Below are 24,952 nucleotides of genomic sequence, written 5' to 3'. Positions count from 1 at the left end.
CTTGTTTAGCCTACAACGGTGCTGACCGCCTCTTTATAGACCGAGGCGTGGGTCTGTATCAGTTCCAGCGGGGCGCGGATGCCGGCCAGGTATTCGTCCACGCATTGCAGCACGGTGGGGCTGCGATGGCGGTCGGCGCAGGCGGCCAGTTCGTCGCGCGTGAGCCACATGGTGCGCAGGATGCCCTCGTCGAGCGGGCGGTCGTGCTGCTGGCCCGGCACGCCGCAGAAGGTGAAGCGCAAATACGTCACTTCCTCGCCGGTGCGGTTGGACAGGTAGCGCGACATATACATGCCCACCAGCGCGGTCGGCGTGAAGTCGTACGCGGTTTCCTCCAGCGTCTCGCGGATCACGGCCTGCTGCAGCGACTCGTAAGGATCGAGGTGGCCGGCAGGCTGGTTGATGCGGATGCCGTCGCTGGTCTCTTCTTCGATCAGCAGGAATTTGCCGTCCTTTTCGACGATGGCGGCAACAGTCACAGAGGGTTTCCAGATACGCGGCATGAGTCATCCTTGAAAAGAGCCGACATTTTATCCTGTTCCGCCGGTTTGGTTTGAAACCGCCGTTGCTAAAACCAGCAAATACTTTGAACTTCCGCAACGTTTCACTGGATAAAGGATGTCAGATAGCCGCTTTTGCGCAAAAAACCGTGTTAGATTGCCTGACCACACAGGTTGTCAGTTTTATAGCTAGTCAGTTATTCAACGGGGGCACCATGAGAATAGGCGTACCGGCCGAGACACGGCCCGGCGAAACACGGGTGGCGGCAACGCCCGAAACCATCAAGAAGCTGGCAGCGAAACACCAGCTGATCGTGCAGGCAGGGGCCGGACTGGCCGCTTCGATCACCGACGAGGCCTATGCCGCCGCCGGCGCGCGGATCGCCGGCGCCGCCGAGGCGTTTGGCGCCGACGTCGTGCTCAAGGTGCGCGCGCCCGATGACGGCGAGCGCGCGCTGCTCCAGCCCGGCGCGGTCGTCATCGGCATGCTCAACCCTTTCGATGCGGCCAACAACGCCGCCATGGCCGGCGCCGGCCTGCGCGCGCTGGCGCTGGAAGCGGTGCCGCGCATCACGCGCGCGCAGTCGATGGACGTGCTGTCGTCGCAAGCCAATATCGCCGGCTACAAGGCGGTGATGATCGCCGCGAACACCTACCAGCGCTTCATGCCGATGCTGATGACGGCGGCCGGCACGGTCAAGGCAGCGCGGGTGCTGATCATGGGCGTGGGCGTGGCAGGCCTGCAGGCGATTGCCACGGCCAAGCGCCTGGGCGCCGTGATCGAGGCGTCCGACGTGCGGCCACCGGTGAAAGAGCAGGTGGAGTCGCTCGGCGCCAAGTTCATCGACGTGCCCTTCCTCACCGACGAGGAGCGCGCCATCGCCCAGGGCACGGGCGGCTACGCGCGGCCGATGCCGCCGGACTGGATGGCGCGCCAGGCGCAACTGGTCCACGAACGGGCCAGGCTGGCCGACATCATCATCACCACCGCGCTGATCCCGGGTCGCCCGGCGCCGGTGCTGATTTCGGAGGACACGGTGAAGGCCATGAAACCGGGCTCGGTGATCGTCGACCTGGCCGTGTCCCAGGGCGGCAACTGTCCGCTGTCGGAGCTGAACAAGACCGTGATCAAACACGGCGTGCACATCGTCGGCGAACCCGACCTGGCCACGCTGGTGGCGGCCGACGCCTCGGCGCTGTACGCGCGCAATGTGCTCGACTTCCTCAAGCTGATCATCGACAAGGACGACCAGCTGGTCATCGACCGCGAGGACGAGATCATCAAGGCCACGCTGCTGTGCGCGGACGGCCAACTGCTACGACCATAACAAGGGGACACGCCATGGAAGTGAGCCACACCATCATCAACCTGATCATCTTCGTGCTGGCCATCTACGTCGGCTACCACGTGGTCTGGACCGTGACGCCGGCGCTGCACACGCCGCTCATGGCGGTCACCAACGCCGTCTCGGCCATCATCATCGTCGGCGCCATGCTGGCCGCGGCGCTCACCGAAGGCCTGGTCGGCCAGATCGCCGGCACGGTGGCGGTGGCGCTGGCGGCCGTCAACGTGTTCGGCGGCTTCCTGGTCACGCAGCGCATGCTCGAGATGTTCCGCAAAAAGGCCCCCAGGGAGAAGAAGGGAGACCAGCCATGAACTTCATCACCATGAACCTGGTGACGATGCTGTACCTGGTCGCCTCCGTGTGCTTCATCCAGGCCTTGAAGGGCTTGTCGTCGCCGGCCACTGCGCGCGCCGGTAACGCGTTCGGCATAACCGGCATGGCCATCGCCCTGCTCACCACGGTGGCGCTGATCCTCAAGCTGCGCCAGGACACGATGCAGGCGATGCAAGCGGGTGAGGGCAGCGGCATGGGACTGGTGCTGGTGGCCGTGGGCGTGGTGGCCGGTGGCGCCATCGGCGCCGTCCTGGCCAAAAAAGTCGAGATGACCAAGATGCCGGAACTGGTCGCCGCCATGCATTCGCTGATCGGTCTCGCTGCCGTGTGCATCGCGGTGGCGGCCGTCTCGGAGCCGCATGCGTTCGGCATTGCCGCCAGCGGCACGCCGCTGCCGTTCGGTAACCGCATCGAACTGTTCATCGGCACCTTTGTCGGCGCCATCACGTTTTCCGGTTCGGTGATCGCGTTCGGCAAGCTGTCGGGCAAATACAAGTTCCGACTGTTCCAGGGCGCGCCGGTCAGCTTTCCCGGCCAGCACTTGCTGAACCTGGCGCTGGCGATCGTGATGGTCGGCCTGGGGCTGGCGTTTTGCCTGGCCGACGGCGCCGCGCCGGCGTGGACGCCGTTTCTGGCGATGACCGTGATCGCCTTCGTGCTCGGCGTGTTGATCATCATCCCGATCGGTGGCGCCGACATGCCGGTGGTGGTGTCCATGCTCAATTCCTACTCGGGCTGGGCGGCGGCCGGCATCGGCTTCTCGCTCAACAACGCCATGCTGATCATCGCCGGTTCGCTGGTCGGCGCGTCCGGCGCGATTCTCTCCTACATCATGTGCAAGGCCATGAACCGCTCGTTCTTCAACGTGATCCTGGGCGGCTTCGGCGGCGCGCCGGCCGACGCCGGCGCCGGCGCCGCGCAGGAGCAGCGGCCCGTCAAATCCGGCTCGGCCGACGACGCCGCCTTCATCATGGCCAACGCCGAAAGCGTGATCATCGTGCCCGGCTACGGGCTGGCCGTGGCACGCGCCCAGCACGCGCTGAAGGAGCTGGTGGAAAAGCTGACCCACCAGGGCGTGAGCGTGAAATACGCGATCCACCCGGTGGCCGGGCGCATGCCGGGCCACATGAACGTGCTGCTGGCCGAAGCCGAAGTACCGTACGACCAGGTCTTCGAGATGGAGGACATCAACGGCGAATTCGGCCAGGCCGACGTGGCGCTGATCCTTGGCGCCAACGACGTGGTCAACCCGGCAGCGAAGGAACCGGGTTCGCCGATCGCCGGCATGCCGATACTGGAGGCCTACAAGGCCAAGAGCATCATCGTCAACAAGCGCTCGATGGCGTCCGGCTACGCGGGCCTCGACAACGCGCTGTTTTACCAGCCCAATACGATGATGGTGTTCGGCGACGCCAAGAAGGTAATCGAGGACATGGTGAAGGCAGTCGAGTGAGACTGGATTCCCGCCTGCGCGGGAATGACGGCTCTGCGGCCGACAGGAGGCGCAGCGGCGCACCGCTGCCGCCACACAGTCGCCAACCCGGTTGTTAGCGCCGGCCGTACATCATCAATTCGGCCAGCACGCTGCGCGCCGGTCCGACCACGTCGATCGCCGCCAGCGACATGCCCAGCAGCGCTTGCGCCGGCGAGTCGTTGGCGAAGATGCGGGCCATGGTGTCGGTCAGGCGCACGGTGGTGGTGCGGTCCCGGCGGCGGGCGGCGGCAAATTGCGCCAGCATGGCCGGCGTGGCGCCCTGCGCCAGCAGGCGCGCCAGCACCGTGACGTCGCGCAGGCCCAGGTTCAGGCCCTGGCCTGCCACCGGGTGCAGCGTTTGTGCGGCGTTGCCGATGGCGACCGTGCGCGCCGTGGTGCGCGCATCGGCGTTCAGGCCGAGCGCAAAGCCGAGGCGCGGCGAGGCGGCGGTAAACCGTCCCACGCGCTCGCCGAACGCGGCGCCCAGCTCGGCCAGGAAAGCCTGGTCGTCAAGCGCCAGCAGCTGCTGCGCCCGCGCCGGGCGCACGCACCAGACCATCGCGTAATTACCTGTATTCGACCCCGGCTGCGCCCCGGGACGGGCACCCGGATGTGCATCCCAATGTGTACCCGGATGTGCGCCGAGATGGGCGCCCGCATGGGGACCAGATGGCATGCCTGGCGGCGTCTCGTCCTGCGGCAGCAGCGCCAGCGGGCCTTCGTCGGTGAAGCGTTCGTAGGCGCGGTGCGGCTGCGGGCGGTTGCTGCGCACCTGGGCGATGATGGCGGTCTGACCATAGTCGCGGCGCTGGGCGCGGTCCTGCTGCTCGTTGAACAGCCCACCTTCGGCCTGCACCACCACGCCCGCGTGCAGCGCATGCACTGCGCCGGTCGCCAGGTCGGTGATGGTGAGCACCACGTGGTCATCGAATTCGTCGAGCGCCTCGACCCGCGCCGGGCGCCGGGTGGCGACGCCGGCCGCGTCCACCACGGCGCCCAGCCTGGCGACGATGTTGCCGTAGCGCGTGACGTAGCCGAGCGCCGGCACGCCCTGCTCGGCAGCGGTGATCATGCTGCGGCCGAACTGGCCGCGCCGCGAAACGTGGATTTCGCGGATCTCGGTGGCCGAGATCGGCCAGGCGCCGATTTCTTCGAGGATCTGCCGGCTACCCCACGACAGCGCCAGCGAGCGCGGATCGGCGCTCGACTGGTCCAGGGTCCTGGCGTCGATCAGGGCGATGCGGTCGGCCGCCATGCCGCGCCTGACCAGCAGCGCGGCCAGCGCCATGCCGGCCGGACCGGCGCCGCAGATGGCCACGTCGCAGGAGAGGGGAGCGGTAACGGATGTCGTGTCTTGATCGGTCATTGCATCAGCTTTTCGATGTCGGCCACGGACTTGGGCGCGGCTGCGCTCAACACCGTGTGGCCGGTGGCGGTGACCAGCACATCGTCTTCGATGCGGATCCCCGTGTTCCAGTATGGTTCGGGCACCCCGGGCGCAGGGCGCACGTAGATGCCCGGTTCCACCGTCAGCACCATGCCCGCCTGCAGCGCACGCGAGTGCTGATCGGCGGCCGGCGCGGCCGGCGGGACGCGATAGGCGCCCACGTCGTGCACGTCGAGCCCTAGCCAGTGGCCGGTGCCGTGCATGTAGAACTGCAGGTGGCGCTTGTCGGCAATCACGTCGGCCGCACTGCCGCAGCGGTTTTTGTCGAGCAGTCCCAGGTCCAGCATGCCCTGCGCCAGCACCTGCACGGCAGCGGCGTGGATGCCGGCGTAGGGCTGGCCCGGGATCACGGCGGCCAGGGCGGCCTGCTGCGCGGCCAGTACCAGCTCGTACAGCTGGCGCTGGGGCGCGGTAAAGCGGCCGTTGACGGGCCAGGTGCGGGTGATGTCGGACGCATAGCCGTCGAGTTCGCAACCGGCGTCGATCAGCACCAGGTCGCCGTCGCGGGCGACGCCGTCGTTGGCGCTGTAATGCAGCACGCAAGCGTGGGCGCCGGCCGCCACGATGGGCGGGTAGGCCTGGGCCTGCGCGCCTGCGCGGCGGCACGCGTACAGCAGTTCCGCCTCGAGTTCGTACTCGTGCATGCCGGCGCGCGCCTGCTGCATGACCCGCACGTGGGCGTGGGCCGAGATGGCGGCGGCGCGCTGCATGGCGGCCTGCTCGACATCGTCTTTGACCAGACGCATTTCCGCCAGCAGCGGCAGCAGGTCGATGGTGTCGCCGGCACAGTCGGGCCATTCGGCGCGCAGCCGCGCCAGTTCGTTATCGAGCTCGTCGATGGCGTAGGCCTGCTCGACACCGAACGCCTGGCGCGCGGCCTCTGGCCCATAACGGAAACCGTCCCAGATTTCGCGCTCCGGGTTTTTCGGCCGGCAGAACAGCAGGCTGCGCGCCGCGCGGGCGCCGCGGGCGGCGACCAGCACCAGTGCGCTGTCCGGCTCCGTAAAGCCGATCAGGTAATAGAAGGCGCTGTCGTGGCGGTAAGGGTAGTGGCTGTCGCCGTTGCGCACCGCCGCGGGCGCCGTGTGCAGCACGGCCACCGCGCCGGCAGGCAGCTGCGCCAGCAGGCGCGCGCGCCGCTTCGCGCAGGCGGCGACCAGCTGCGCTGCGCGGGTCCGGCCGGCGTCGGCCTTGGCGGCGGCCAGCGCATCCGCGGCACTGTCTGCCGCCATGGTCGCTGCGGCGCCGCCTGGCGACATGCTCACTGCCGCGCTGCCTGGCGCCATGCTGACAGCGGCGCTGCCCGCCGCCTTGGCCGCTGCTGTGCTGCCCGCCGTCATGGTCACTGCTGCGCCCTGGGACCGGGCGCCAGCGCCGCCCGCGGTGCGTTGAGCAGCTCGAGCTGCTGCACCGTGCCGACGTTGTGCCATGGTCCCTCGTACACCTCGCCGCCGACGCGCTGCTGGTCGATGTACGTGCGCAGCAGCGGTCCCAGCTTGGCATGCGTGCCGGGCGGGATGGCGTCGAACATCTCGGGCCGGTAGACGCCGATGTTACCGAAGGTCCATTTCGGTTCGCCGTCGTTGGTCAGCGTGTACATCGACAGGCCGAAGTCGCCCTGCGGGTGGAAGTCCGGGTTCGGCACCAGGTACAGCCAGCAGATGTCGCGCTGGTCGGCCGGGTAGGGGTTGCCCCACATGTCCTTGTCGTGCAATACGTCCTTGACCTGTTCGAAGTCGAACTGCGGGCAGTAGATATCGCCCGAGATGGCGACGAACGGTGCGTCGCCGAGCAGGTGGCGCGCGTGGGCGATGCCGCCGGCCGTTTCCAGCGCCGTGTCTTCGCGCGAGTACCGCAGCGTGGCGCCGTACCGGCTGCCGTCGCCGAGCGTGGTTTCGATCTGGTCGCCCAGGTGGGCGTGGTTGATCACGATCTCCGTGATACCGGCCCGCACCAGGGCCAGGATGTGCCAGACGATCAGCGGGCGGCCACGCACCTTGAGCAGCGGCTTGGGGCAGGTGTCCGTCAATGGACGCATGCGCTCGCCGCGTCCGGCGGCAAAGATCATCGCCTTCATCGCGCCCCTCAGAACGTGTAGCCGACTTGCGGCTCGCGGTCTTCCAGCTGGTCGAGCAGGCGCACCAGCGGTTTCAGGTCGCGGTAGCGCGCGGCCGTCTTGCGCACGTAGTCCATCACCGTGGGCAGGTCGCCCAGGTACTGGTCCTTGCCATCGCGGTAATGCAGGCGGCAGAAGATGCCGAGGATTTTCAGGTGGCGCTGCAGGCCCATGTACTCGAAGTCCAGGTAGAAGCTGTCGATGTCCTTGTTGACCGGCAGGCCGGCCGACTTGGCGTGCTGCCAGTAGCGGATCGCCCAGTCCAGCACCAGTTCCTCGTCCCACTGCACGTAGGCGTCGCGCAGCAGCGAGACGACGTCGTAGGTGATTGGGCCGTACAGCGCATCCTGGAAATCGAGCACGCCGGGGTTGCCGGCGTCGATCTGCATCAGGTTGCGCGAGTGGAAATCGCGGTGCACATACACTTGCTGCTGGGCCGTGACATTGGCCAGGATGGCGTCGAACACGGCTTTCAGGTCGGCCTGCTGCTGCGCATTGAGCGTGGCCTGCAGGTGGCGGCCCAGGTACCACTCGGTGAAGATGCCCAGTTCGCGTTCGAGGAAGGCGCGGTCGTACTCGGGCAGCACGTCCGGTTCGCTGGTGAGCTGGAACCGGACCAGCGCTTCGAGCGCGTCGGCGTACATGGCCGAGGCATTGTCGTGGTCGAGCACCTGCAGGTAGGTGGTGGTGCCGAGGTCGGACATCAGCATGAAGCCGCGCTCGTAGTCGGTGGCGACGATGCGCGGCACGGAGACGCCGGCATGGGTCAGCATCTCGTCGACCTTGACGAAGCCGAGCACGTTTTCGCGCTCGGGCGGGGCGTCCATCACGACCAGGGTGGCGCCCAGGCTGGCCTGGTGCTCCGGTAAAACGTTGACACGGAAATAACGGCGGAAGCTGGCGTCGGCCGAGGCCGGGCGTGCCGAAGCGGCATCGACCACGTTCAGCGTGGTCAGCCAGGCGGTCAGGGCCTGGAAGCGGGGATCGTCGGGCGTTAAATTCTGTAATAAAGACATGAAGCGAGCGGTTGAAACCGGTGTTGAGGAGAGATTCCCATATAATAAGGGATTAATTTCAAATCGCTGGTGTTTCCACCTTTCTTTTCATGAGTTGCATGCGCTGGCTACTGCCCCCCACCACTTCGCACCGCTGGGCCTATGCCCTCACTGCCATCGTTTCCGTCGCGGCAGCGCCGACTTACGCCCAGGACCTGGTGCAGGTCCAGGCGCAGGACCCGGGCCAGGGCCAGGCGCCCGTCCCCGGCAAGCAGCGCGCGCCGCGCGTGGAGGATGTCAACGCGCCCACCATCGTCAAGGCCGAGGATATTTCCGGCCGGCCCGAGCGTGAACTGAACCTCGAGCGCGATGCCGAGATCGTCAAGGACCAGACCAAGGTGCAATCCGATTCGGCCTGCTTCCGTCAGGTCGAAAACGAGGTGGAAGCAAGCGGCAACGTCAGGATCTGGCGCTTCGGCGATTATTTCACCGGCGACCAGCTCAAGCTGAACATGGACAACGGCAAGGGCTATATGCTCAACCCGACCTACAAGATCGAGGCCAATGGCGCGCAGGGCAAGGCCGAGCGCATCAACTTCATCAGCGAAGACGAGGCCCAGGTCGTCAACGGCACCTACAGCACCTGCCAGGGCGCCGATCCGGACTGGTACTTGCGCTCCAGCACGCTCAACCTCGACAACGGGCGCGACGTCGGCACCGCCGGCCAGACCGTGGTGTATTTCAAAAACGTGCCGATCCTGGGCACGCCGGCGCTGTCGTTCTCGCTGTCGGGCGCCCGCCGCTCGGGCTGGCTGGCGCCCACCCCGGGCTTCGGCTCCAAGGGCGAGGCCGAGCTGCTGGTGCCGTACTACGTCAATATCGCGCCGAACCGCGATCTGACGCTGTACCCGAAAATGATTTTCCGCCGCGGCCTGCAGATGGGCGCCAAGGGGCGCTACATCGGTGAAACCGACGGCGGCATGTACGAAGGCGAAACCTACCTCGAATACCTGCCGCACGATAAAAAATACGTGCCGCAGAACCCGGGCGACTCGACCGACCGCTGGACCGTCAAGTCGGTGCACAAGCAGGCGCTGTCCGAGGACTGGTCGTACAGCTGGAACGTGCGCGCCTCGTCGGACGACAACTACCCCAACGATTTCTCCAAGTCGGTGTCGAGCTCGACCGAGCGGCAACTGCTGCGCGAGCTGCGCACCGATTACCATGGCGACTTCTGGACCCTGACCGCGCGCGTGCAAAAGTACCAGGTGCTGCAAGACCCGGAAGCGAACGTCGATCCGTCGCTGTTCGTCTCGCGCCCGTACGACCGCCTGCCGGCGATTAACTTCCACGCCGCGCAGTACGACGTGCTCGGCGGCTTCGACTGGGCCTTCGACAGCGAGCTGACCCGCTTCCAGCATCCGACCCTGCTCAACGGCACCCGCCTGGTCGGCATTCCGCAGCTGAGCTACCCGATCATCGGCCCCAGCTATTTCATCACGCCCAAGCTGATGCTCAATGCGGCCAGCTACCAGCTCGACAACCAGGCCGGCGGCAGCTCGCAGAACCTGTCGCGCGCGATTCCGACGGTGTCGATCGATTCGGGCCTGGTGTTCGAGCGCGAAGCGAACTACCTGGGCAAGGAGATGACCCAGACCCTGGAGCCGCGCCTGTTCTACGTGCGCACGCCGTACCGCGACCAGAGCCGGTTCCCCACTTTCGACACCGACGCGGCCACGTTCAACTTCAGCCAGATCTTCAGCGAAAACCGCTTCGTCGGCTCCGACCGCATCGGCGACGCCAACCAGCTGACCGCCGCGCTGGTGTCGCGCTTCCTCGACGCTTCCGGCGCCGAGCAGCTGCGCCTGTCGTTCGGCCAGCGCTTCTACTTCGACGACCAGCGCGTGCAGCTCAATTCGACCGCGCCGGTGGTGGCCGCCCACTCCGACATCCTGCTGGCGGCCACCGGCCGTATTTCCGAGCACTGGACCTTCGACAGCGCGGTGCAATACAATTCCAGCGACCGCGAAGTGGCGTCGCAGAGCTACACCTTCCAGTGGATCCCGGCCGAGAAAAAGGTCCTGAACATCGGCTACCGCTTCCTGCGCGACAGTTTCAAGAATATCGAGCTGTCGAGCCAGTGGCCGCTGTTCCAGCGCTGGTATGGCGTGGGCCGCATCAGCTACTCGGCGCAGGACAAGAAGGTCCTCGAAAGCCTGATCGGCCTCGAATACAACAACGACTGCTGGGTGTTCCGCATGGGCGCGCAGCGCTTCGTGACCACCTCGACCAAGGCCTCGACACCGATCTTCTTCCAGCTTGAACTCAACGGCCTGTCGCACCTGGGCGTGGGCAGCCCGCTCGATGCGATGAAGAACAGCATTCCTGGTTACCAGCGCCTGAACCAGGCCCGGTAGGCGGCAGGCATAAAGGCCAGATTAAGCAGATGTAACAAGGCGCACGGTATGATGCGCTTTGCGATATTTTCCAGCAAGGCACACGGCGCAGCGGTTGTTGCCGTGTGATTTTTACTACCTGACTCATGAGCGTTCCACCATGCGTAATGCGTACCAAATGAAAGTCCTCGCCGTCTTGCTGTGCAGCGTAGCCCTCGGCGGTTGCAGCCTGTTCTCGAAAAAGCCCGCCCCGGCGCCTGCCGCACCGGTGGCGCCGGCCGCTGCCGCTGCCGCTGCTGCGCCGGCCGCCAAGCCGGCAGCCAAGAAGGCGACCGCCAAGGCCGACGGTTCCGGCTTCATTCCGCCTGGTTCGTCGAGCAACGTGACGATCGACTCGATCGTGGTGGTGGTCAACGACGACGTCATCACGCGCCGCGAACTGAATAACCGCATCAAGACCGTGACCGCCCGCATGAAGGCGCAGAACGTGCAGATGCCGCCGGCGGCCGACCTCGAGCGCCAGCTGCTCGAACGCATGATCGTCGAACGCGCGCAGCTGCAACTGGCCAAGGAAATGGGCGTGCGCGTGGACGACAACCAGCTCGACCGCGCCATCGCCCGCATCGCCGAGGCGCAAAAAGCCACGGTGCAGGACTTGCGCAACCAGATGGAAAAGGAAGGCACGCCGTTTGCCGCGTTCCGCGAAGAGATCCGCGAAGAAATCATCATGCAGCGCCTGCGCGAGCACGAGGTCGACGCCAAGATCCAGATCCCGGAAGCGGAGGTGGACAGCTACCTGGCCGCCCAGAAGGCCGCTGCCGCCCAGCAGGTCGAGATCAACATCTCGCAGATCATGATACGCATTCCCGACAACGCCACGGCCGAAGTGATCGCCCAGCGCCGCGCGCGCGCCGAAGAAGTGATGCGCCAGCTGCGCACCGGCGCCGACTTCGCCAAGACCGCCGCCACCTATTCCGACGCCGGCGACGCGCTGCAGGGCGGCGCCGTGGGCTGGCGCCAGCCCGAGCGCTTGCCGCCGGTGTTTGCCGAAGCGCTGTCCAAGCTCAGCCCCGGCCAGGTCACGCCGATCATCAAGAGCGTGGGCGCATTCCACATCCTGAAGGCCGTCGACCGCCGCACCGTGGCCGATGCGCAGGCCGCCGCCGTCGTGCAGCAGACCCACGCGCGCCACATCCTGATCAAGGTCACGCCGACCATGAGCGCGGCCGACGCCAAGCGCAAGCTGGCCGAACTGAAGGAACGCCTGGTCAACAAGAGCGCCACCTTCGAGGAACTGGCGCGCCAGTTCTCCAACGACAGCTCGGCCTCCAAGGGCGGCGACATCGGCTGGCTCTATCCGGGCGACCTGACGCCGGAATTCGAATCGGCGATGAACGGCCTCAAAATCGGCGAGATCAGCGACCCGGTCGAAACCAGTTTCGGCGTGCACCTGATCGAAGTGCTCGAACGCAAGTCCGATGACGCGTCCAAGGAGCGCGAGCGCAACATGGCGCGCCAGGCCCTGCGCGACCAGAAGCTCGAAGAAGCGACCGAGAGCTGGCAGCGCGAAGTGCGCGACCGCGCCTTCGTCGAGTTCCGCAACGAAGACGGCACCGTCGCCACGCCGCCGAAATAACCACCGAACTGGAGCCACCGTGAGCGCACATGCGAACACCGCGCATACTGCGCACACCGGCCTGCCCCCCGCTGCCGCCCGCCGCAGCCGTCCCGCCATCGCCGTGACGGTGGGCGAGCCGGCCGGCATCGGTCCCGAAATCTCGCTGCGCGCCGCCTGGGCGCGGCGGCACCAGGTCAACTGCGTGCTGCTCGGCGACGCCGCCTTCCTGGCCATGACTGCCGCCGCCATCGATCCGGCCATCCGCGTCTCGGCGCTGTCGCTGCAGGCGGTGCGCAACGGCGGTCTGCCGCACTTCGGGCCCGAGCGCCTGAGCGTGATCGACGTGCCGCTGGCCGCCCACGTGGTGCCCGGCACGCTGGACAAGGAAAACGGCCGCGCCGTGCTGGCCACGCTGGACGCCGCCATCGAGGGCGTGCAGGCCGGCTGGTTCGAAGCCGTGGTCACCGCGCCGCTGCAAAAAAGCACGATCAACGATGCCGGCGTGGCGTTTTCCGGTCACACCGAATACTTTGCCGAGCGCACCGGCACCGGCCAGGTGGTGATGATGCTGGCCGGACCGCTGCCGGCTGCCTTCGGCGCCGCAGCGGCCGCAGGACCGTCTGCCGCTGCAGCAGCGGCCGCAGTTGCAGCACCCTCTGGCGCCACGGCACCGGACGCAGTCGCAGCACCCTCTGGCGCCGCGGCGCCGCCGGCAGCCGAACCGGCGCCAGCGCCGGCCACGCACCAGCGCCAGTTCCGGGTCGCGCTGGCCACCACCCACCTGGCCCTGAAGGACGTGCCGGCCGCAATCGGGCGGGAAGGGCTGGGCCGCGTGCTCGACATCATCGACCATGACCTGAAAACCCGGTTTGGCATCGCTGCGCCGCGCATCCTGGTGTGCGGCCTGAACCCGCACGCGGGCGAGGGCGGTTACCTGGGGCGCGAGGAGATCGACACCATCGGCCCGGCGCTCGACGCGGCCCGGGCGCGCGGCATCGACGCCGCCGGCCCGTACCCGGCCGACACCCTGTTCCAGCCCAGGTACCTGCAGGACGCCGACTGCGTGCTGGCCATGTACCACGACCAGGGTTTGCCGGTGCTGAAATTTGCCACCTTCGGCCATGGCATCAACATCACGCTGGGCCTGCCCCTGATCCGCACCTCGGTCGATCACGGCACCGCGCTCGACCTGGCCGCGCGCGGTCTCGGCCACGCCGACTGCGGCAGCATGTACGCGGCCATCGGCGCCGCACTCGATATGGCCGACGCCGTGCGCAGCGCCCGCCCCCACCCTGCAACCTGAAGATATAAAAACATGAAACACGTCGCCCGCAAACGCTTCGGCCAGAACTTCCTGCACGATAACTACGTACTGGAAAACATCACCGCTGCCATCGACCCGTCCCCGGACGATACGATGGTCGAGATCGGCCCCGGCCTGGCGGCCATGACCAAGGGCTTGCTGCGCACGCTCAAGCACATGCACGTGGTCGAGCTCGACCGCGACCTGGTGGCGCGCCTGCAAAAGGATTTTGCGCGCGAGCAGCTGACCATCCACGCCGGCGACGCCCTGAAATTCGACTTCGGCGCCATTCCCGTGCCGGCCGGACAGAAGCTGCGCATCGTCGGCAACCTGCCGTACAACATCTCGAGCCCGCTGCTGTTCCACCTGGCGACGTTTGCCGACCGGGTCCAGGACCAGCACTTCATGCTGCAAAAAGAGGTGGTGGAGCGCATGGTGGCAGAGCCGGGCAGCAAGACCTACGGCCGCCTGTCGGTGATGCTGCAATGGCGCTACGACATGACGCTGCTGTTCGTGGTGCCGCCGGAAGCGTTCGACCCGCCGCCCAAGGTCGATTCGGCCATCGTGCGCATGATCCCGGTCGCCCGCCAGCTGCCATGCGACGGCGCCACGCTCGAAGCGGTGGTGCAGCAGGCGTTTTCGCAGCGCCGTAAAGTGATCCGCAACTGCCTGGCCGGCATGTTCACGGAAGAGCAGATCGTCGCTGCCGGCATCGACCCTACCCACCGTCCGGAAATGGTGGGCCTGGCCCAGTACGTGGCGCTGGCTAATCTGCTGAAACCGGTCTAGGACGTCCGCCGTTCAAAAGATGAGTCCGTTTAGCAACAGAATGTTGCAGTATGTATCTGCAGTAAGTTGCTTGTTGCGACAAACTTAATGCTATGGAAGAATGACATCAGAACATGCAAAATAGCTAAAACTTTTGTGCGCCGGCGCGGTCGCTTTCCTGCGGTGCTATCCAACATAGGGCCAAACGATGGACGAATCTCTCGGCGACGCCGGCATTGCGCCGGATTTTTTTGCGACCTACGACGCGCTGATGAACGCGCGCGACGAAACCGATACCGTCGCCCGCCTGCAGACGGCCGCCACGGACCTCGGCTTCGACAAGGTGCTGTTTGCCGTCATCCCGCAGCCCAAGGTCAGCGTCGCCGAGATTTACCTGCGCAGCAACTATCCTTCGCAGTGGCGCGAGCACTATGACCGTAACAACCTGCGCGCTGCCGATCCCACGGTCGAATACTGCTTCAAGTCGGGCTCGCCGTTCGTGTGGATGCCGCAATCGTTCAAAACCCCGGCGCAGCAGGCGCTGTATGAAGAGGCGGCGTCTTTCGGTCTGAAGGTCGGCGTCACGTTGCCGATCCGCGGCGTCGGCGGCGAGATCGGCATGCTCACCTGTGTGCGTGATGAAAATCCGGGGCCCGCCTTTCTCAAGGATCTGGGGCGCAACCTGGGCGGGCTGTCGCTGCTGCGCGATGTCGCGTTCGACTCGCTGCACCAGTACCTGCATGCACCGGTGGCGCCTGCGGAAGAGGCGCCGGTGTTGACTGCACGCGAACTCGATTGCCTGCAGTGGATGTGTGCAGGCAAGACTGCATGGGAAATCGGCCGCATACTGAGCATCTCGGAAGCCGGCGTCAACTTTCATATCACCAACCTGCGCACCAAGTTCGGCGTCAGCCGCCGCAATGACGTGGTCATCAAGGCGTTGCGAATGGGGCTGATCAAGCTCCCGGGCTGACGCCGCCGGCGTCGAACTGTGCGCAGCCGACCTGTTGCAGGTCGCGGTCGTCGATGCTGTGCAGCAGGTATAGCCGGATCAGCATCAGCACCGCCAGTGGCACCGGCCGTCCCCGTTCAAAGCGGCTGCCCTGGGTCTGCGTCACACCGAAACGGCGCCAGAACTGGGTCTGGTTTTCCCGCATGACGTGACGCAGATCGCAGATCAGGTGTTGATCGCGCGCCGTGATCCGGCGTAGCGTGAATTGATCGGCTGTCTTTACGGCAGCGGCATCGCATACTGCGTTGGGGTCCGGTGCCGCGTAACCCGATGTTTTATTTTTCATGTGCATATTCATTTTAAAAATCGGTGGCGATATATTCCGGTATATCGCCACTTTTTTAGTGCATGGCATTGCCGAACAGGGCCAGGCGGGTTTTCTCGCCCAGATGAATTTCCAGGGCCACTGCGCGCTCGACACCGATTTGCAGCGGTGGACCCATGCGGGTGGTTTCCACGCCGGTGTGGCGCAGCAGACGCTCGATGGCGGTGGTGGTGACGGTCACGTATTTGTCGATCCCTTGCTTGTCGGCAAACTCGACGATGCCGCGCATGGCTGCGATGGCGCGCTCGGCAAAACCGAACTTGGCATCGCCATCGGTCTCGACGGCAAAGCGGCTCAATTCCCAGATCCGTTGTTCCTGCGGTGCCGGTGCGCCATGCAGCAGTGCCGGGAAGGTGTCCTTGAGCATGTACGGACCTTCGGTCGGCATCATGCGCCAGGTACCGCGCACGGTGTCGTTCTCGTCGCGGATCACCATGTAGTGCGGCTCGAGCGCATCGTAGCCGTCGATTTCCATCCCGGCCAATACCGGCACTTCCCAACCCATGCGGTCCTTGAACACCTTGGCGCGCAGCACGTGCAGTGCGCGCAGATCGTTGCTGTTGAATTGATTGCGTTGATTGATTTGAATAGTCGAGCCCACGATATTTTCCTTAAGTTGACCTAGTTAGTTAATCCAGCTTTACTCGGAATATTTGTTTCGTTTTTTTCGCTACTTATTTGCTGCAGTTGATGTAGCTACTTTAGGCGTTTCGACTAACTAAAATAACTAGTAGGCCAACTAGTGATAAATGCACAACAACCTATCAGATGTATCAGGGGCAAGCGCTCCAATCAATGTTAAAAAAATAAAAACACCGGGTGTCAGCCGGTATCCTGCCAAGGCAGCGCAATATCGCTGGTCAGGTAACGAAAGCGCACCGGCCGGCCGTGGCGGTACGCAAGCGCCAGCTGGCAGCCGCGCATGCGGCGCTGGGCAACGAAGGCGGTAGGGGCGGTTCTTCCAGGAACCGGTGCCCGGTCGTTTGCCACGATCAGGCCGGCGGGAGTGCGTTCGAAACAGCAGTCGGCCATCGGCTTGTGCATCCCGAGCCCCAGCGCCTTCAGATAAGCCTCCTTCAGCGTCCACTGTTCCAGGAAGCGCCCGTAGCGCAGCTCGTCGGGTAAGGTGAGCAGCTGCGCCATGTCGTCCGGGTGGAAGAACTGCCGCGCGATGTGCATGAAGCTGCCGCGCACGGGCACCACGGTTTCGACATCGATGCCCAGTACCGGGTCGCTGCCGACGGCCAGGGCCACGTGCGAGGCGCAGTGCGACAGGCTGAAATGCAGCGCTACCTGGTCGGCCAGCAGCGGTCGCCCCCACGTGTCGCGGTGGAAGGTCAGGCCGCGCGGATCGGCGTCCGCGTAGGCGCCCAGCACCAGCCGCTGCAGGACGCGGCTCTGCAGGTATTGCCACTGGCGCTGCAGCGGCCGGATCTTTTTCCAGTTCGCCAGTTCCACCGCGGCCAGCAGCGGCAGATAGCGCTGCTGCGTCTGGTGGTCGGTTGACTGGTCGAGTTCCAGCAGGTACACCGCCACGGCGTTCTGGACGGGCAGTCCCTGCGGGTCGATCGGCTGCGGCGGCAAGTAGGATTCAAGCATGATGGCTCTCTCGTTAAAACGTTTGCAGCAGCACCAGGCGGGCCTGGTAACGGTAGGGGGTCAGGCCGAACTCGCTGCCGGCCGAGCCCGTAAAGGCACTCAGGTCGGCCTTGACCGTCAGGCGGTCGCGCAACTGCCAGCTCTTCGACAGCGTGGTCATCGCGCTGCCGTCGGCCACGCCGGCAAAGGTGGACAGGTACCAGGTGGCATCCCCCTGGCCCAGTTCGGCGCGCAGATACAGGTAGTCGCGCCGCACGCCCGCCGGTGCGCTGCCCAGCAGCGACAGGTCGGTGCCCAGGTTGCCGACGGCGGCGCCGTGGTAGCGCCCGTTCAGCGCAGCGTTGTGCAGTGCCAGCTGTTGCTGGTACAGCCGCCACTGGTCGCCGGACAGGCCGCCGCCCTGGTGCACCCACTCGCCATACAGTGCCAGACCGCGGCGCGGGGTCCAGGTGCCGCCGATCACGGAGCGCAAGCGGTAGCCATGGCCGGGATCGTCGCTGAAGGCCAGTGGCGGCAGGAACAGCTGCGCCGGGCCGTCCAGCAGGCCGCGCGGGAAGCGGCGTGCTTCGGCGGGGCCGTAGTAGGCGTCGGCGCGCAGCGTCACCTCATCGACCCCGTACGAGGTCGAGATGCCGGCGCCGACGCGGGCGCCGTCGCGCTTGCGTAGCATCAGGGCGGCATTCCATCCCTGCGCCAGTTCGGCCGACCAGCGCACCGCCAGCTGGCGGGCATTGCTGCGCTCGACCGCATCGTTGCCGGGATTGGCCGTGCTGGCCACCAGGTCGGTGGTGACCGTGTCGCCCAGGCGGGTCGCTACCAGCATCGGCAAGCCCTGGCTGCGCCCCTCGCTATCGAACACGTCGCGAAGATCGGTCTGCGACGACTTGAAAAATCCGAGCGGCTGGAACGACAGGCCGCTGTCCCAGCTCAGCAATTGCTGGCCCGCCGAGAAATGCCAGCGTTCGCCCCAGCGCCAGCCGTAATGCAGTTCCTGCAGCTTGACGTTGCGCGTGGCCGGCCAGTCATTGCGGTGTTCGCCATCGAGGGTCAGGCGGGCGCGCCAATGCAGCCCGCTGACGGTCCCCTCCAGCCCCAGCGCCAGTTCGGCCGCGCTGCTGCCGGTGTCGAACAGGTTCTCCGGGTTGGCGGCAGTGCCGCGCGCCGGCGTCCGGGCCAGGCTGGCCAGGGCGTAACCGTTGACGCCGGCATCGCCTGCCACGGCACCCGACGGCGTTGCCATGGCCGCGCACAGCAGCGAGGGGAGGAGGGCGTGTCGCACTTCAGTTCTCCAGCGCCAGCGCCTGCGGCTGGAACATGGCAGCGGGCGTGCTGCTGGCGTCGAGCGCGACCACCTGCTGCACCGTGCGCTTGTCCGGATTGACGGCGTCGATGTAGGTGAGCGTGGTCAGCAGGGTCTGCCCGCCGACCTTTTTCAGACCGCCGAACTTGACCGTCTTGAGCTTGCGGCCGGTCCCAGCCAGCAGGTCCGCCTGCACCGGCAGCTGGTCAGCCTTGCGCACGTAGAGCGTGATGTTGGCGTACGAGGCATCGGGCGACTTGGCCGTCAGGGCCAGTACCCAGCAGTCCTGGTCGTCGATGCGGGCCTCGTTCTGGGCAGCGTAGGCGGCGCTGTAGTCGTCGGACAGGTTGAGGCGCGAGATGTCACCGATGCTGGCCTGGCCGCGCAAGGTCTGCAGCGGCGTCAGTCGCATCGGACGGCGGGTGCGGGGCGCATACAGCCAATAGCCACCCGGCGTGTACAGGTATTTCTGTCCGCGCTGGTCGCCATCCTCGGCCAGCACCAGCGTACCGGCGTCGCGCCGGATCAGTCCCGTGTAGCGATAGGTGTCCTGCACGCCGTTTTCGGTGGTGGTCAGCGTAAAACCCATCTTGAGGTTGGCGGCGCTGGGACGGCGCAGTGCGTCCAGCTTGGCAACCAGGGCGGTCGGGTCGGACTCGCCGGCGGCTGCTGCGCCGTGCCAGCCCAGGCCGGCCAGGGTGAGCGCCAGGGCGGCGCCGAGATGTTTGTTCAGTATCGTGTTCATCAGAGTGCTCCCAAAGCGTCGATTACTTTCAGCCGCGTGACGCGGCCACTTGCCAGCCATGCTGCTGCAATACCGAGCAACAGCACGACGGTTGCGATGCCGGCGGTTGCCGACCAGTCCCACAGCACGCGCAGCGGATAACCTTCGGTCTGGCCTGGCGGCGGCGGCATGGTGATGCGCAGCGCGTTGATGCCTTCGCCGAGCCCCGCTGCTGCCAGCATGCCGAGCGCCACGCCGATCACGCACAGCACCAGTCCCTCGATCACGAAGGCGCGTCGCACGTGCCAGGCACTCACGCCAAGGGCGCGCATGATGCCGATCTCGCGTGAGCGTTCCAGCACGCTGGTGAGAATGATGGTCGTCAGGCCCAGCAGGCTGACCAGCAGGATGAACAGGCCGAAGATGCGGAACAGGTTTTCGTACAGGCCCAGTACCTGGGTGTAGTAGGGCGCCAGTTCGAGCCAATTGCGCAGCTCCAGTTCCGGCAGCGCCGCAGCAAGCCGGCGCTGTACCGCATCCACGTCGGCCTGATCGTCGAGCAGCAGCGCGACCGACGACACGCGGTCGGTGGCCAGCAGTGTCTGCACCATCGGCAGCTTGGCGCGCAGCAGGTGCAGGTCGCGCTCGGGCGAGCCGGTACTCTCGATGCCCACCACCTGCAGGTCGGCAGCGTTGATCGCGCCGCTCACGGTCGAGGTCAGCAAGGTGACCGTCTGGCCCGGTGCGACACCGAGCCGGTGTGCCAGTTCGGTACCGAGCACCACGCCGTCGTCGGGGGCCGCGGCGTTGAGCTGCACGCCTTGCGTCATGTCATGACTGGCGCTGAAGGCGGCGCTTTCGAGCACCGGATCGACACCGCTGCCGCTGAACGCGAGCGTGCGCGGACCGTTCGATACCAGGCCCTGGAAGTTCAGGCCCGGCACGACGCGCCGTACCGACGGCTCGGCGTCGGCCGCCTTCTGCAATGCCGCGTACTGCGCCGGCGTCATGCCGCGCTGCAGCTGCTTTTCCTCGTAGGCGTCGAAACCGCCGCGGGCGGCGATGCGCAGGTGGCCCAGGCCGTCGTGGATCGTGGTGTGACGCAGTCCGATCCGGATCGCGTTGACGTAATCGGCAAACAGCATCATGGCCACCGCGGCCGCGGCAATCGCGGCCAGCGCCAGCATGGAGCGGCGCCGGTTGGCGACGATGTTGCGCAAGGCAAGCGATAACCACATCATGATAAGGCTCCATTTTCAAGACGGATCACCCGATCGACCCGGTCCAGGCAGCGCTGGTCGTGGGTTGAGACCAGGGCTGCCATGCCCCGCTCGCGCGCCAGTTCGGCCAGCTGGTCCATGAGGCTCTCGGCATTGGCGCGGTCGAGCGCGGCCGTCGGTTCATCGGCCAGCACCACGCTGGGCTGGGCCACCAGTGCGCGCGCTACCGCCACGCGCTGTTGCTGGCCGCCCGACAGCAGGGCCGGACGACGCGAACCGTGCTCGGCCAGGCCCATCCGGCGCAGCGCCTCGCTGGCCCGCGCGCGGCGCTCGGTCTTGGACATGCTGGTGTTGAGCAGCGACAGTTCGACATTCTCGAGCGCGTTCAGCCCCGGCACCAGGTGGAACTGCTGGAAGATGAAGCCGACCGTGCGCGTGCGCAGCGTGTCCATCTCGGCGGGCCTGGCGCGCGTGACGTCGAAGCCGTTGACGACCACGCTGCCGGCGTCGGCCTGGTCATAGCCGGCAATGATGTTGAGCAGCGTGCTCTTGCCGCTGCCCGAGGGGCCGGTCAATGCCACCAGCTCGCCGGGCTGGATCGAGAACGAGACACTGTCGAGCGCGGTGAATGCCTGGGCGTCGCGCCGGTAATGCTTGGACAGGTCGGTAACATGGAGGGCAATCATGATCGCCTCTCAGTATTTCAGCGTGACCGGTACCGTCACGGCGCTGGCGCCGACGGTGACGGTCGCTTGTTTGAATTGCGGCGGACCGAACTTGGCGCTGGCGTTGTGCGAGAAACCGTAGCCTTCGCTCGGGATCCCCATTTCATTACGGTCCATCTTCTGGTTGTCGTTTTCGTCGTGGTAGGCCATCACCGCCCAATCCCCGGCCGGCACGTCCGGCACCTCGACGGTGACCGACCCGGTGCGGGCCGGCGCCATGGCGCCGATCGCGCATTTCTTCAGGAAGCTCGACTGATCGCACACGGCGACGCGCAGCTTGCCCTTGTTGCTGGCCACGCCATCGATTTTCACCTGCAAGGTCGCAGCCGACGCAGCGCCCGACACCAGCAGGGCGCCCAGCAGCGCCATCGTTGGTAAAGATTTCATGATGTTTTCCTTTGTGTGAATGGTGGGACACGCCTTGTGCGGCGATGTGACCATCTTAGGCAAGGGCAGGCAGGGCGGGAACTAGCAGGACTGATAGGGCGGCCGGCTGCGCTGCATGGCCGCAGCGCCAGAAATTGCTAGTAGAAAATAAAAAACGCCGCAGCAGCGGCGTTCGGGCGTCTCGTGGACAGCGGTATTCAGGCCGCAAGCGCCTGTTCGTGGACTTGCAGGTGACACAGCGCCATGCGCAGGCACGGATGGGCAACCCCGGCGGCGGCCGCCCGCCTGGCCATGTCGCCGACGATATGCTCGGCTTCGGTGTTGCGGCCGGCCTGCAGGTCACGCAGCATCGAGGCGGCAAAGCGCGAACCTTTTTCCGTGAAGGCCCGCGTGGCGAACCTGTGTGCCGGCAGACGCACCGGGTGGCCGCTCGCTGCCGCCACCGCTTCGCACTCGGCCAGGGCGTCGCGCATCAGCCGCTCGCCGGGCGCGGTGGCAACGATGCCGCCGACGTCGCTGCGCAGCGCACAGGTCATGCCGGCCAGCGTGGCGATGAAGACGAATTTTTCCCACATGTCCTGGCCGATGTCCTGGCTCAATACGCTATGGAAGTGGGCCACCCTGAACACCTGTGCGACAGCCTCGGCGTCAATGGCGCCGGGCGCCGCTGCCCGCGCACCGAAGCGCAGCTCGTCGAAGCGGTTGTAGTGTTCGATGGTGCCGTCTGCCGCGCGGCCGACGCTGATGTTGCACATGCCGCCCAAGGTACGGGCGCGGCCGAACACCTGGTCCAGCCGCGTCAGGTGGTGCAGGCCGTTGAGCAACGGCAGCACCAGCGTATGCGGCCCCACGGCCGGCGTGACGGCGGCAATCGCCGCCTCCAGGTCGTATGCCTTGCAACTGAGGATCACCAGGTTGGCGCTTTCCTCGACTGCGGTTACGGTCCGCACCGCCAGCGTGGCGTCGCCGCGCACGCTGGTCAGCCTCAGTCCGTCGCGTGCGATGCGCCGTGCGCTGTCCGGCCGCAGCAGGAAGGTGACATCGCAGCCGGCGGCGGCCAGCCGCGCGCCGTAATAGCCGCCGGTGCCGCCGGCGCCCAGGATCAGGATGCGCATCGCATTCTCCTCAGGCGGCCGCGCGCGCGCCGTAGGCTGCCAGCAGGTCCGTCACCAGGATGCCTTCGATGCGCAAGCCCTCGTAGTTCGAGGCGCGGATGTCGGTGTTGACGAAATTGACGTTCTCGAAGCGGGCATTGTCGAAACGGATGCCCTTGAAGCTGGCGTCGGCCATGCTGACCTTGGTGAACGCGGCTTTTTCCATCGAGACCAGGTTGAAACTGGCGCCGACCAGGCCGACATCTTCGAAGCTGCTGCCGGCCAGGTTGGTGTCTTCCACCTCGAGCAGATGGTGGCAGCGTTTGAGTACGATTGCGCTCATGATAGGGTTCCTTTCGTTGTGATGGGTAGGGGTGGTGGTCAGGCGGCCTGCATTTCCAGCGCGTCGTAGAAGCGCTCGCACAGTTTGCGGCGGCGTTGCTCGAAGTGGTCCATGTCGTTGCAGCTGAAGACAAACAGGCCGAGGAAATCGGTGCAGTGGGCCGCTGCCGGCTTGAACACGCCCTGGCCGATATCGATCTGGCGCACGTGGATCCAGTCCTCGCTGAAGTCGCTCTGTTCGGCGGCGCGCTGGATGAAGGCCGACTCCGCGCTGCGCAAGCCCATCAGGCCGACCAGGCCGTGCTGGCGCTGGGGAGGAATGCGCACCTGCGCGCCGTGGCCGGCTTCGAGCATCATCAGCGCGTAGTTGTAATTGATTCCGCAATGCTGTTCGATCATCCATACGATGCCGCCGCCGCCGGGGCGGGCGCCGACCTCGCAGAACACGATTTCGCCGGCCGGGGTGACGAAGCATTCCAGATGGGTCACGCCATCGCGCATGCCGAGCGCGGCGATTACCCGGTCCGAGAATGCCTGCAGCCGTGCCTTGAGTACCGGATCGGTCACCATGGCGCTGACGAACGGCGTGCCGGCCGAGAAATCGATGTTGCCCATGCCGGGCACATAGATGGCACTGGCCGTCAGCAGCGGTACGCCGTCGCGTACGACCGCGTTGACGTGATACAGCACGCCATCGATGAACTCTTCGGCTTCGAATTCGGCGGTGTTTTTTCCCTGTTCATACCAGGCGTTGAGCTCGTCGAGGCTGGCGATGAACACCACGTCGCGGGCGCCCAGGCCGTTGATCGGCTTGACCACCAGCTTGCCGTGGCGGGCCAGCAGCGTTTCCACCGCGGCGCGGTCCGAGACGTGGCAGGCTTGCGGGGTGCGCACCTGCACCTGGTCGAGCACGGCTTTCATGCGGATCTTGTTGCGAAACAGCTCGGCCACGTCGGGCGCCATGCCGGGCAACCCCAGTTCGGCGCGGATCTGGGCTGCCAGGCCCACCAGCTGCTCGTCGAAGGTGGTGACGGCCGTGAAAGGCACGCCGGTATGCAGTTCAACGGCGCGCTTGACGATCGACGGTTCGTCGCTCCAGCGCACCACCTCGATTTCGTGCTCGCCTTCGAGCGCACGCAGATCGGGGCCGTTGCCGCGGTCGGCGAACAGGGTGACGTCGAACGGCAGGCCGTCGAGCAGCGAGCGGCCGTCAACGCCACGGTAGGTGCGGGCATCGCCGCGGGCCAGAATTAACAGATGTTGGTTCATGATGAGATCCTGTAAATAGATTGAAAAATTCGGTTCAACAAGGTGCAGCCAGTTTTTCTCGATCAGCCCGCAGCGGCCACTGGCCCGCCGGCCCGCAGCGCCTGTTCGGCCAGTGCCGCAGCGCGCTCCCTGGCCCGGGCCGGATAGCGGTCGGAAAAGGCGATGGCGGCTGCCAGCGAGACATAGCAGGCCAGCTGCGCGGTCAGTGGCCAGGCCTGCAACCACAGCATCAGTACGCCATTCAGGGCAAACGTCACCGCCCAAGCCAGCGACAGGTGCTGATTAATCCGGATAAACCCCGGATGCAGCCAGAATTCGCGTGGCACGTAGCGACGGCCCTGGCTGGCGGTAAAGGGCGCCCGCAACATGACCGACACCAGTGCGGTGAGCGCCAGCACGGCATAGCACAGTGCACCGGCATATTCATTTGCCCAAGGCAACGTCCCGGTGTAGCCGTTGACGAACAGGGCCAGGAACAGGGCCAGGGCCACGACCGCCACGGGGTTGCCCTCGCGCAAGGCGCGCCATCCGAGGACCAGCTGGCTGGCGATCAGCAGCAGCCAGACCAGCAACAGGTAGCGCGGCGGCGTAAAGTGTAGCAGCAGATTAAAAGTGGCCCACGGCAAGATACCGATGGCCATTTTGCGAGCCAGTTCCAT

The 24,952-nt window shown here is 66.0% G+C and carries 25 protein-coding genes; 8 read left to right on the top strand and 17 right to left on the bottom strand.

Annotated elements, in window-relative coordinates; genetic code table 11:
* Positions 1 to 5: 5 nt before the first annotated feature.
* Entirely contained in the window at positions 6 to 503 is a 498-nt protein-coding gene (locus ASF61_RS17630; RefSeq protein WP_056158709.1) for an NUDIX hydrolase, read from the bottom strand.
* A gap of 212 nt (positions 504 to 715) precedes the next feature.
* On the opposite strand from ASF61_RS17630, the gene ASF61_RS17625 reads away from it, so the two are divergent.
* Genes ASF61_RS17625 through ASF61_RS17615 form a run of 3 tightly spaced genes read left to right on the top strand, consistent with a single transcriptional unit; the run spans position 716 to position 3,632 of the window.
* Positions 716 to 1,828 carry a Re/Si-specific NAD(P)(+) transhydrogenase subunit alpha gene (locus tag ASF61_RS17625; RefSeq protein ID WP_056158706.1) on the top strand — a complete coding sequence of 371 codons (1,113 nt, stop codon included), beginning with the start codon at positions 716 to 718 and terminating at the stop codon, positions 1,826 to 1,828.
* A 14-nt stretch (positions 1,829 to 1,842) separates the two neighbouring features.
* The gene (locus ASF61_RS17620; RefSeq protein WP_056158703.1) at positions 1,843 to 2,157 is read left to right on the top strand and encodes an NAD(P) transhydrogenase subunit alpha; all 315 of its coding nucleotides are present in this window, start codon (positions 1,843 to 1,845) and stop codon (positions 2,155 to 2,157) included.
* On the top strand, positions 2,154 to 3,632 hold the full coding sequence (locus tag ASF61_RS17615; RefSeq protein WP_056158700.1) for an NAD(P)(+) transhydrogenase (Re/Si-specific) subunit beta: 1,479 nt from the start codon (positions 2,154 to 2,156) through the stop codon (positions 3,630 to 3,632). The genes ASF61_RS17620 and ASF61_RS17615 overlap by 4 nt, the downstream gene beginning before the upstream one ends.
* Positions 3,633 to 3,726: 94 nt before the next feature.
* Here the strand turns inward: ASF61_RS17615 and ASF61_RS17610 are convergent, their stop codons facing one another.
* Genes ASF61_RS17610 through ASF61_RS17595 form a run of 4 tightly spaced genes read right to left on the bottom strand, consistent with a single transcriptional unit; the run spans position 3,727 to position 8,232 of the window.
* Positions 3,727 to 5,019, bottom strand: coding sequence for an FAD-dependent monooxygenase (locus ASF61_RS17610; RefSeq protein ID WP_056158696.1), 1,293 nt, complete (start codon positions 5,017 to 5,019; stop codon positions 3,727 to 3,729).
* Positions 5,016 to 6,440: an aminopeptidase P N-terminal domain-containing protein gene (locus tag ASF61_RS17605; protein ID WP_229205906.1), complete on the bottom strand. Its 1,425-nt coding sequence runs from the start codon at positions 6,438 to 6,440 to the stop codon at positions 5,016 to 5,018. The genes ASF61_RS17610 and ASF61_RS17605 overlap by 4 nt, the downstream gene beginning before the upstream one ends.
* 2 nt (positions 6,441 to 6,442) lie before the next feature.
* On the bottom strand, positions 6,443 to 7,177 hold the full coding sequence (murU, locus tag ASF61_RS17600; protein WP_056158692.1) for an N-acetylmuramate alpha-1-phosphate uridylyltransferase MurU: 735 nt from the start codon (positions 7,175 to 7,177) through the stop codon (positions 6,443 to 6,445).
* Positions 7,178 to 7,185: 8 nt separating this feature from the next.
* On the bottom strand, positions 7,186 to 8,232 hold the full coding sequence (locus tag ASF61_RS17595) for an aminoglycoside phosphotransferase family protein (protein WP_056158689.1): 1,047 nt from the start codon (positions 8,230 to 8,232) through the stop codon (positions 7,186 to 7,188).
* A gap of 98 nt (positions 8,233 to 8,330) precedes the next feature.
* Here ASF61_RS17595 and ASF61_RS17590 point away from each other — a divergent pair, with 98 nt between their 5' ends.
* The 5 genes from ASF61_RS17590 (at position 8,331) to ASF61_RS17570 (ending at position 15,269) form a co-directional block, all read left to right on the top strand.
* Positions 8,331 to 10,628 (top strand): LPS-assembly protein LptD, encoded by a 2,298-nt coding sequence (locus ASF61_RS17590; protein ID WP_056158684.1) that lies wholly within the window; start codon positions 8,331 to 8,333, stop codon positions 10,626 to 10,628.
* A 157-nt stretch (positions 10,629 to 10,785) separates the two neighbouring features.
* Complete coding sequence (locus tag ASF61_RS17585) at positions 10,786 to 12,243, top strand: peptidylprolyl isomerase (protein ID WP_082491785.1); 1,458 nt, start codon at positions 10,786 to 10,788, stop codon at positions 12,241 to 12,243.
* A 61-nt stretch (positions 12,244 to 12,304) separates the two neighbouring features.
* The gene (locus ASF61_RS17580; protein WP_056158993.1) at positions 12,305 to 13,528 is read left to right on the top strand and encodes a 4-hydroxythreonine-4-phosphate dehydrogenase PdxA; all 1,224 of its coding nucleotides are present in this window, start codon (positions 12,305 to 12,307) and stop codon (positions 13,526 to 13,528) included.
* 12 nt (positions 13,529 to 13,540) lie between these two features.
* Positions 13,541 to 14,317, top strand: a complete 777-nt coding sequence (gene rsmA / locus ASF61_RS17575) for a 16S rRNA (adenine(1518)-N(6)/adenine(1519)-N(6))-dimethyltransferase RsmA (RefSeq protein WP_056158677.1) — start codon at positions 13,541 to 13,543, stop codon at positions 14,315 to 14,317.
* Between the two features lie 187 nt (positions 14,318 to 14,504).
* Positions 14,505 to 15,269 (top strand): autoinducer binding domain-containing protein, encoded by a 765-nt coding sequence (locus ASF61_RS17570; protein WP_056158675.1) that lies wholly within the window; start codon positions 14,505 to 14,507, stop codon positions 15,267 to 15,269.
* On the opposite strand, the gene ASF61_RS17565 is transcribed toward ASF61_RS17570, so the two are convergent.
* From ASF61_RS17565 to ASF61_RS17510, 12 genes are all read right to left on the bottom strand, one after another.
* A complete protein-coding gene (locus tag ASF61_RS17565; RefSeq protein ID WP_156369632.1) occupies positions 15,253 to 15,594 on the bottom strand; it encodes a transcriptional regulator in 342 nt (113 codons plus the stop codon). The genes ASF61_RS17570 and ASF61_RS17565 overlap by 17 nt on opposite strands.
* A gap of 55 nt (positions 15,595 to 15,649) precedes the next feature.
* A complete protein-coding gene (locus ASF61_RS17560; protein ID WP_056158667.1) occupies positions 15,650 to 16,234 on the bottom strand; it encodes an acyl-homoserine-lactone synthase in 585 nt (194 codons plus the stop codon).
* Positions 16,235 to 16,455: 221 nt separating this feature from the next.
* A complete protein-coding gene (locus tag ASF61_RS17555) occupies positions 16,456 to 17,232 on the bottom strand; it encodes a 4'-phosphopantetheinyl transferase superfamily protein (protein WP_156369631.1) in 777 nt (258 codons plus the stop codon).
* A 13-nt stretch (positions 17,233 to 17,245) separates the two neighbouring features.
* Positions 17,246 to 18,511, bottom strand: coding sequence for a hypothetical protein (locus tag ASF61_RS17550; RefSeq protein WP_156369630.1), 1,266 nt, complete (start codon positions 18,509 to 18,511; stop codon positions 17,246 to 17,248).
* Position 18,512: 1 nt separating this feature from the next.
* Positions 18,513 to 19,277, bottom strand: a complete 765-nt coding sequence (locus ASF61_RS17545; protein WP_056158658.1) for an outer membrane lipoprotein-sorting protein — start codon at positions 19,275 to 19,277, stop codon at positions 18,513 to 18,515.
* On the bottom strand, positions 19,277 to 20,497 hold the full coding sequence (locus ASF61_RS17540; RefSeq protein ID WP_056158655.1) for an ABC transporter permease: 1,221 nt from the start codon (positions 20,495 to 20,497) through the stop codon (positions 19,277 to 19,279). Before ASF61_RS17540 ends, ASF61_RS17545 begins: the two co-directional genes overlap by 1 nt.
* Positions 20,494 to 21,162 carry an ABC transporter ATP-binding protein gene (locus ASF61_RS17535; protein WP_056158652.1) on the bottom strand — a complete coding sequence of 223 codons (669 nt, stop codon included), beginning with the start codon at positions 21,160 to 21,162 and terminating at the stop codon, positions 20,494 to 20,496. The genes ASF61_RS17540 and ASF61_RS17535 overlap by 4 nt, the downstream gene beginning before the upstream one ends.
* A 9-nt stretch (positions 21,163 to 21,171) precedes the next feature.
* Positions 21,172 to 21,588 carry a DUF2141 domain-containing protein gene (locus tag ASF61_RS17530; protein WP_056158648.1) on the bottom strand — a complete coding sequence of 139 codons (417 nt, stop codon included), beginning with the start codon at positions 21,586 to 21,588 and terminating at the stop codon, positions 21,172 to 21,174.
* 197 nt (positions 21,589 to 21,785) lie between these two features.
* Positions 21,786 to 22,703, bottom strand: a complete 918-nt coding sequence (locus ASF61_RS17525; RefSeq protein WP_056158644.1) for a ketopantoate reductase family protein — start codon at positions 22,701 to 22,703, stop codon at positions 21,786 to 21,788.
* 10 nt (positions 22,704 to 22,713) lie between these two features.
* Positions 22,714 to 23,025, bottom strand: a complete 312-nt coding sequence (locus ASF61_RS23635) for a pentapeptide repeat-containing protein (protein ID WP_056158642.1) — start codon at positions 23,023 to 23,025, stop codon at positions 22,714 to 22,716.
* Between the two features lie 38 nt (positions 23,026 to 23,063).
* On the bottom strand, positions 23,064 to 24,293 hold the full coding sequence (locus ASF61_RS23470) for an acetyl-CoA carboxylase biotin carboxylase subunit family protein (protein WP_056158638.1): 1,230 nt from the start codon (positions 24,291 to 24,293) through the stop codon (positions 23,064 to 23,066).
* Positions 24,294 to 24,355: 62 nt separating this feature from the next.
* Positions 24,356 to 24,952 carry a hypothetical protein gene (locus ASF61_RS17510; RefSeq protein WP_056158635.1) on the bottom strand — a complete coding sequence of 199 codons (597 nt, stop codon included), beginning with the start codon at positions 24,950 to 24,952 and terminating at the stop codon, positions 24,356 to 24,358.

This window comes from Duganella sp. Leaf126 (genome assembly GCF_001423125.1).
In the GTDB taxonomy this organism is placed as follows: domain Bacteria; phylum Pseudomonadota; class Gammaproteobacteria; order Burkholderiales; family Burkholderiaceae_D; genus Rugamonas.
Note: the sequence above shows the minus strand (reverse complement) of the source record. Positions and strands in the feature narration are given on the sequence as shown.

Bases quoted from the DNA above. Each gene is read 5' to 3' on its own strand.
- ASF61_RS17630 (WP_056158709.1), bottom strand. From the start codon at position 503: ATGCCGCGTATCTGGAAACCCTCTGTGACTGTTGCCGCCATCGTCGAA.
- ASF61_RS17625 (WP_056158706.1), top strand. From the start codon at position 716: ATGAGAATAGGCGTACCGGCCGAGACACGGCCCGGCGAAACACGGGTG.
- ASF61_RS17620 (WP_056158703.1), top strand. From the start codon at position 1,843: ATGGAAGTGAGCCACACCATCATCAACCTGATCATCTTCGTGCTGGCC.
- ASF61_RS17615 (WP_056158700.1), top strand. From the start codon at position 2,154: ATGAACTTCATCACCATGAACCTGGTGACGATGCTGTACCTGGTCGCC.
- ASF61_RS17610 (WP_056158696.1), bottom strand. From the start codon at position 5,019: ATGACCGATCAAGACACGACATCCGTTACCGCTCCCCTCTCCTGCGAC.
- ASF61_RS17605 (WP_229205906.1), bottom strand. From the start codon at position 6,440: ATGACGGCGGGCAGCACAGCAGCGGCCAAGGCGGCGGGCAGCGCCGCT.
- murU (WP_056158692.1), bottom strand. From the start codon at position 7,177: ATGAAGGCGATGATCTTTGCCGCCGGACGCGGCGAGCGCATGCGTCCA.
- ASF61_RS17595 (WP_056158689.1), bottom strand. From the start codon at position 8,232: ATGTCTTTATTACAGAATTTAACGCCCGACGATCCCCGCTTCCAGGCC.
- ASF61_RS17590 (WP_056158684.1), top strand. From the start codon at position 8,331: ATGCGCTGGCTACTGCCCCCCACCACTTCGCACCGCTGGGCCTATGCC.
- ASF61_RS17585 (WP_082491785.1), top strand. From the start codon at position 10,786: ATGAAAGTCCTCGCCGTCTTGCTGTGCAGCGTAGCCCTCGGCGGTTGC.
- rsmA (WP_056158677.1), top strand. From the start codon at position 13,541: ATGAAACACGTCGCCCGCAAACGCTTCGGCCAGAACTTCCTGCACGAT.
- ASF61_RS17570 (WP_056158675.1), top strand. From the start codon at position 14,505: ATGGACGAATCTCTCGGCGACGCCGGCATTGCGCCGGATTTTTTTGCG.
- ASF61_RS17565 (WP_156369632.1), bottom strand. From the start codon at position 15,594: ATGAAAAATAAAACATCGGGTTACGCGGCACCGGACCCCAACGCAGTA.
- ASF61_RS17555 (WP_156369631.1), bottom strand. From the start codon at position 17,232: ATGCTTGAATCCTACTTGCCGCCGCAGCCGATCGACCCGCAGGGACTG.
- ASF61_RS17545 (WP_056158658.1), bottom strand. From the start codon at position 19,277: ATGAACACGATACTGAACAAACATCTCGGCGCCGCCCTGGCGCTCACC.
- ASF61_RS17540 (WP_056158655.1), bottom strand. From the start codon at position 20,497: ATGATGTGGTTATCGCTTGCCTTGCGCAACATCGTCGCCAACCGGCGC.
- ASF61_RS17535 (WP_056158652.1), bottom strand. From the start codon at position 21,162: ATGATTGCCCTCCATGTTACCGACCTGTCCAAGCATTACCGGCGCGAC.
- ASF61_RS17530 (WP_056158648.1), bottom strand. From the start codon at position 21,588: ATGAAATCTTTACCAACGATGGCGCTGCTGGGCGCCCTGCTGGTGTCG.
- ASF61_RS17525 (WP_056158644.1), bottom strand. From the start codon at position 22,703: ATGCGCATCCTGATCCTGGGCGCCGGCGGCACCGGCGGCTATTACGGC.
- ASF61_RS23635 (WP_056158642.1), bottom strand. From the start codon at position 23,025: ATGAGCGCAATCGTACTCAAACGCTGCCACCATCTGCTCGAGGTGGAA.
- ASF61_RS23470 (WP_056158638.1), bottom strand. From the start codon at position 24,293: ATGAACCAACATCTGTTAATTCTGGCCCGCGGCGATGCCCGCACCTAC.
- ASF61_RS17510 (WP_056158635.1), bottom strand. From the start codon at position 24,952: ATGGAACTGGCTCGCAAAATGGCCATCGGTATCTTGCCGTGGGCCACT.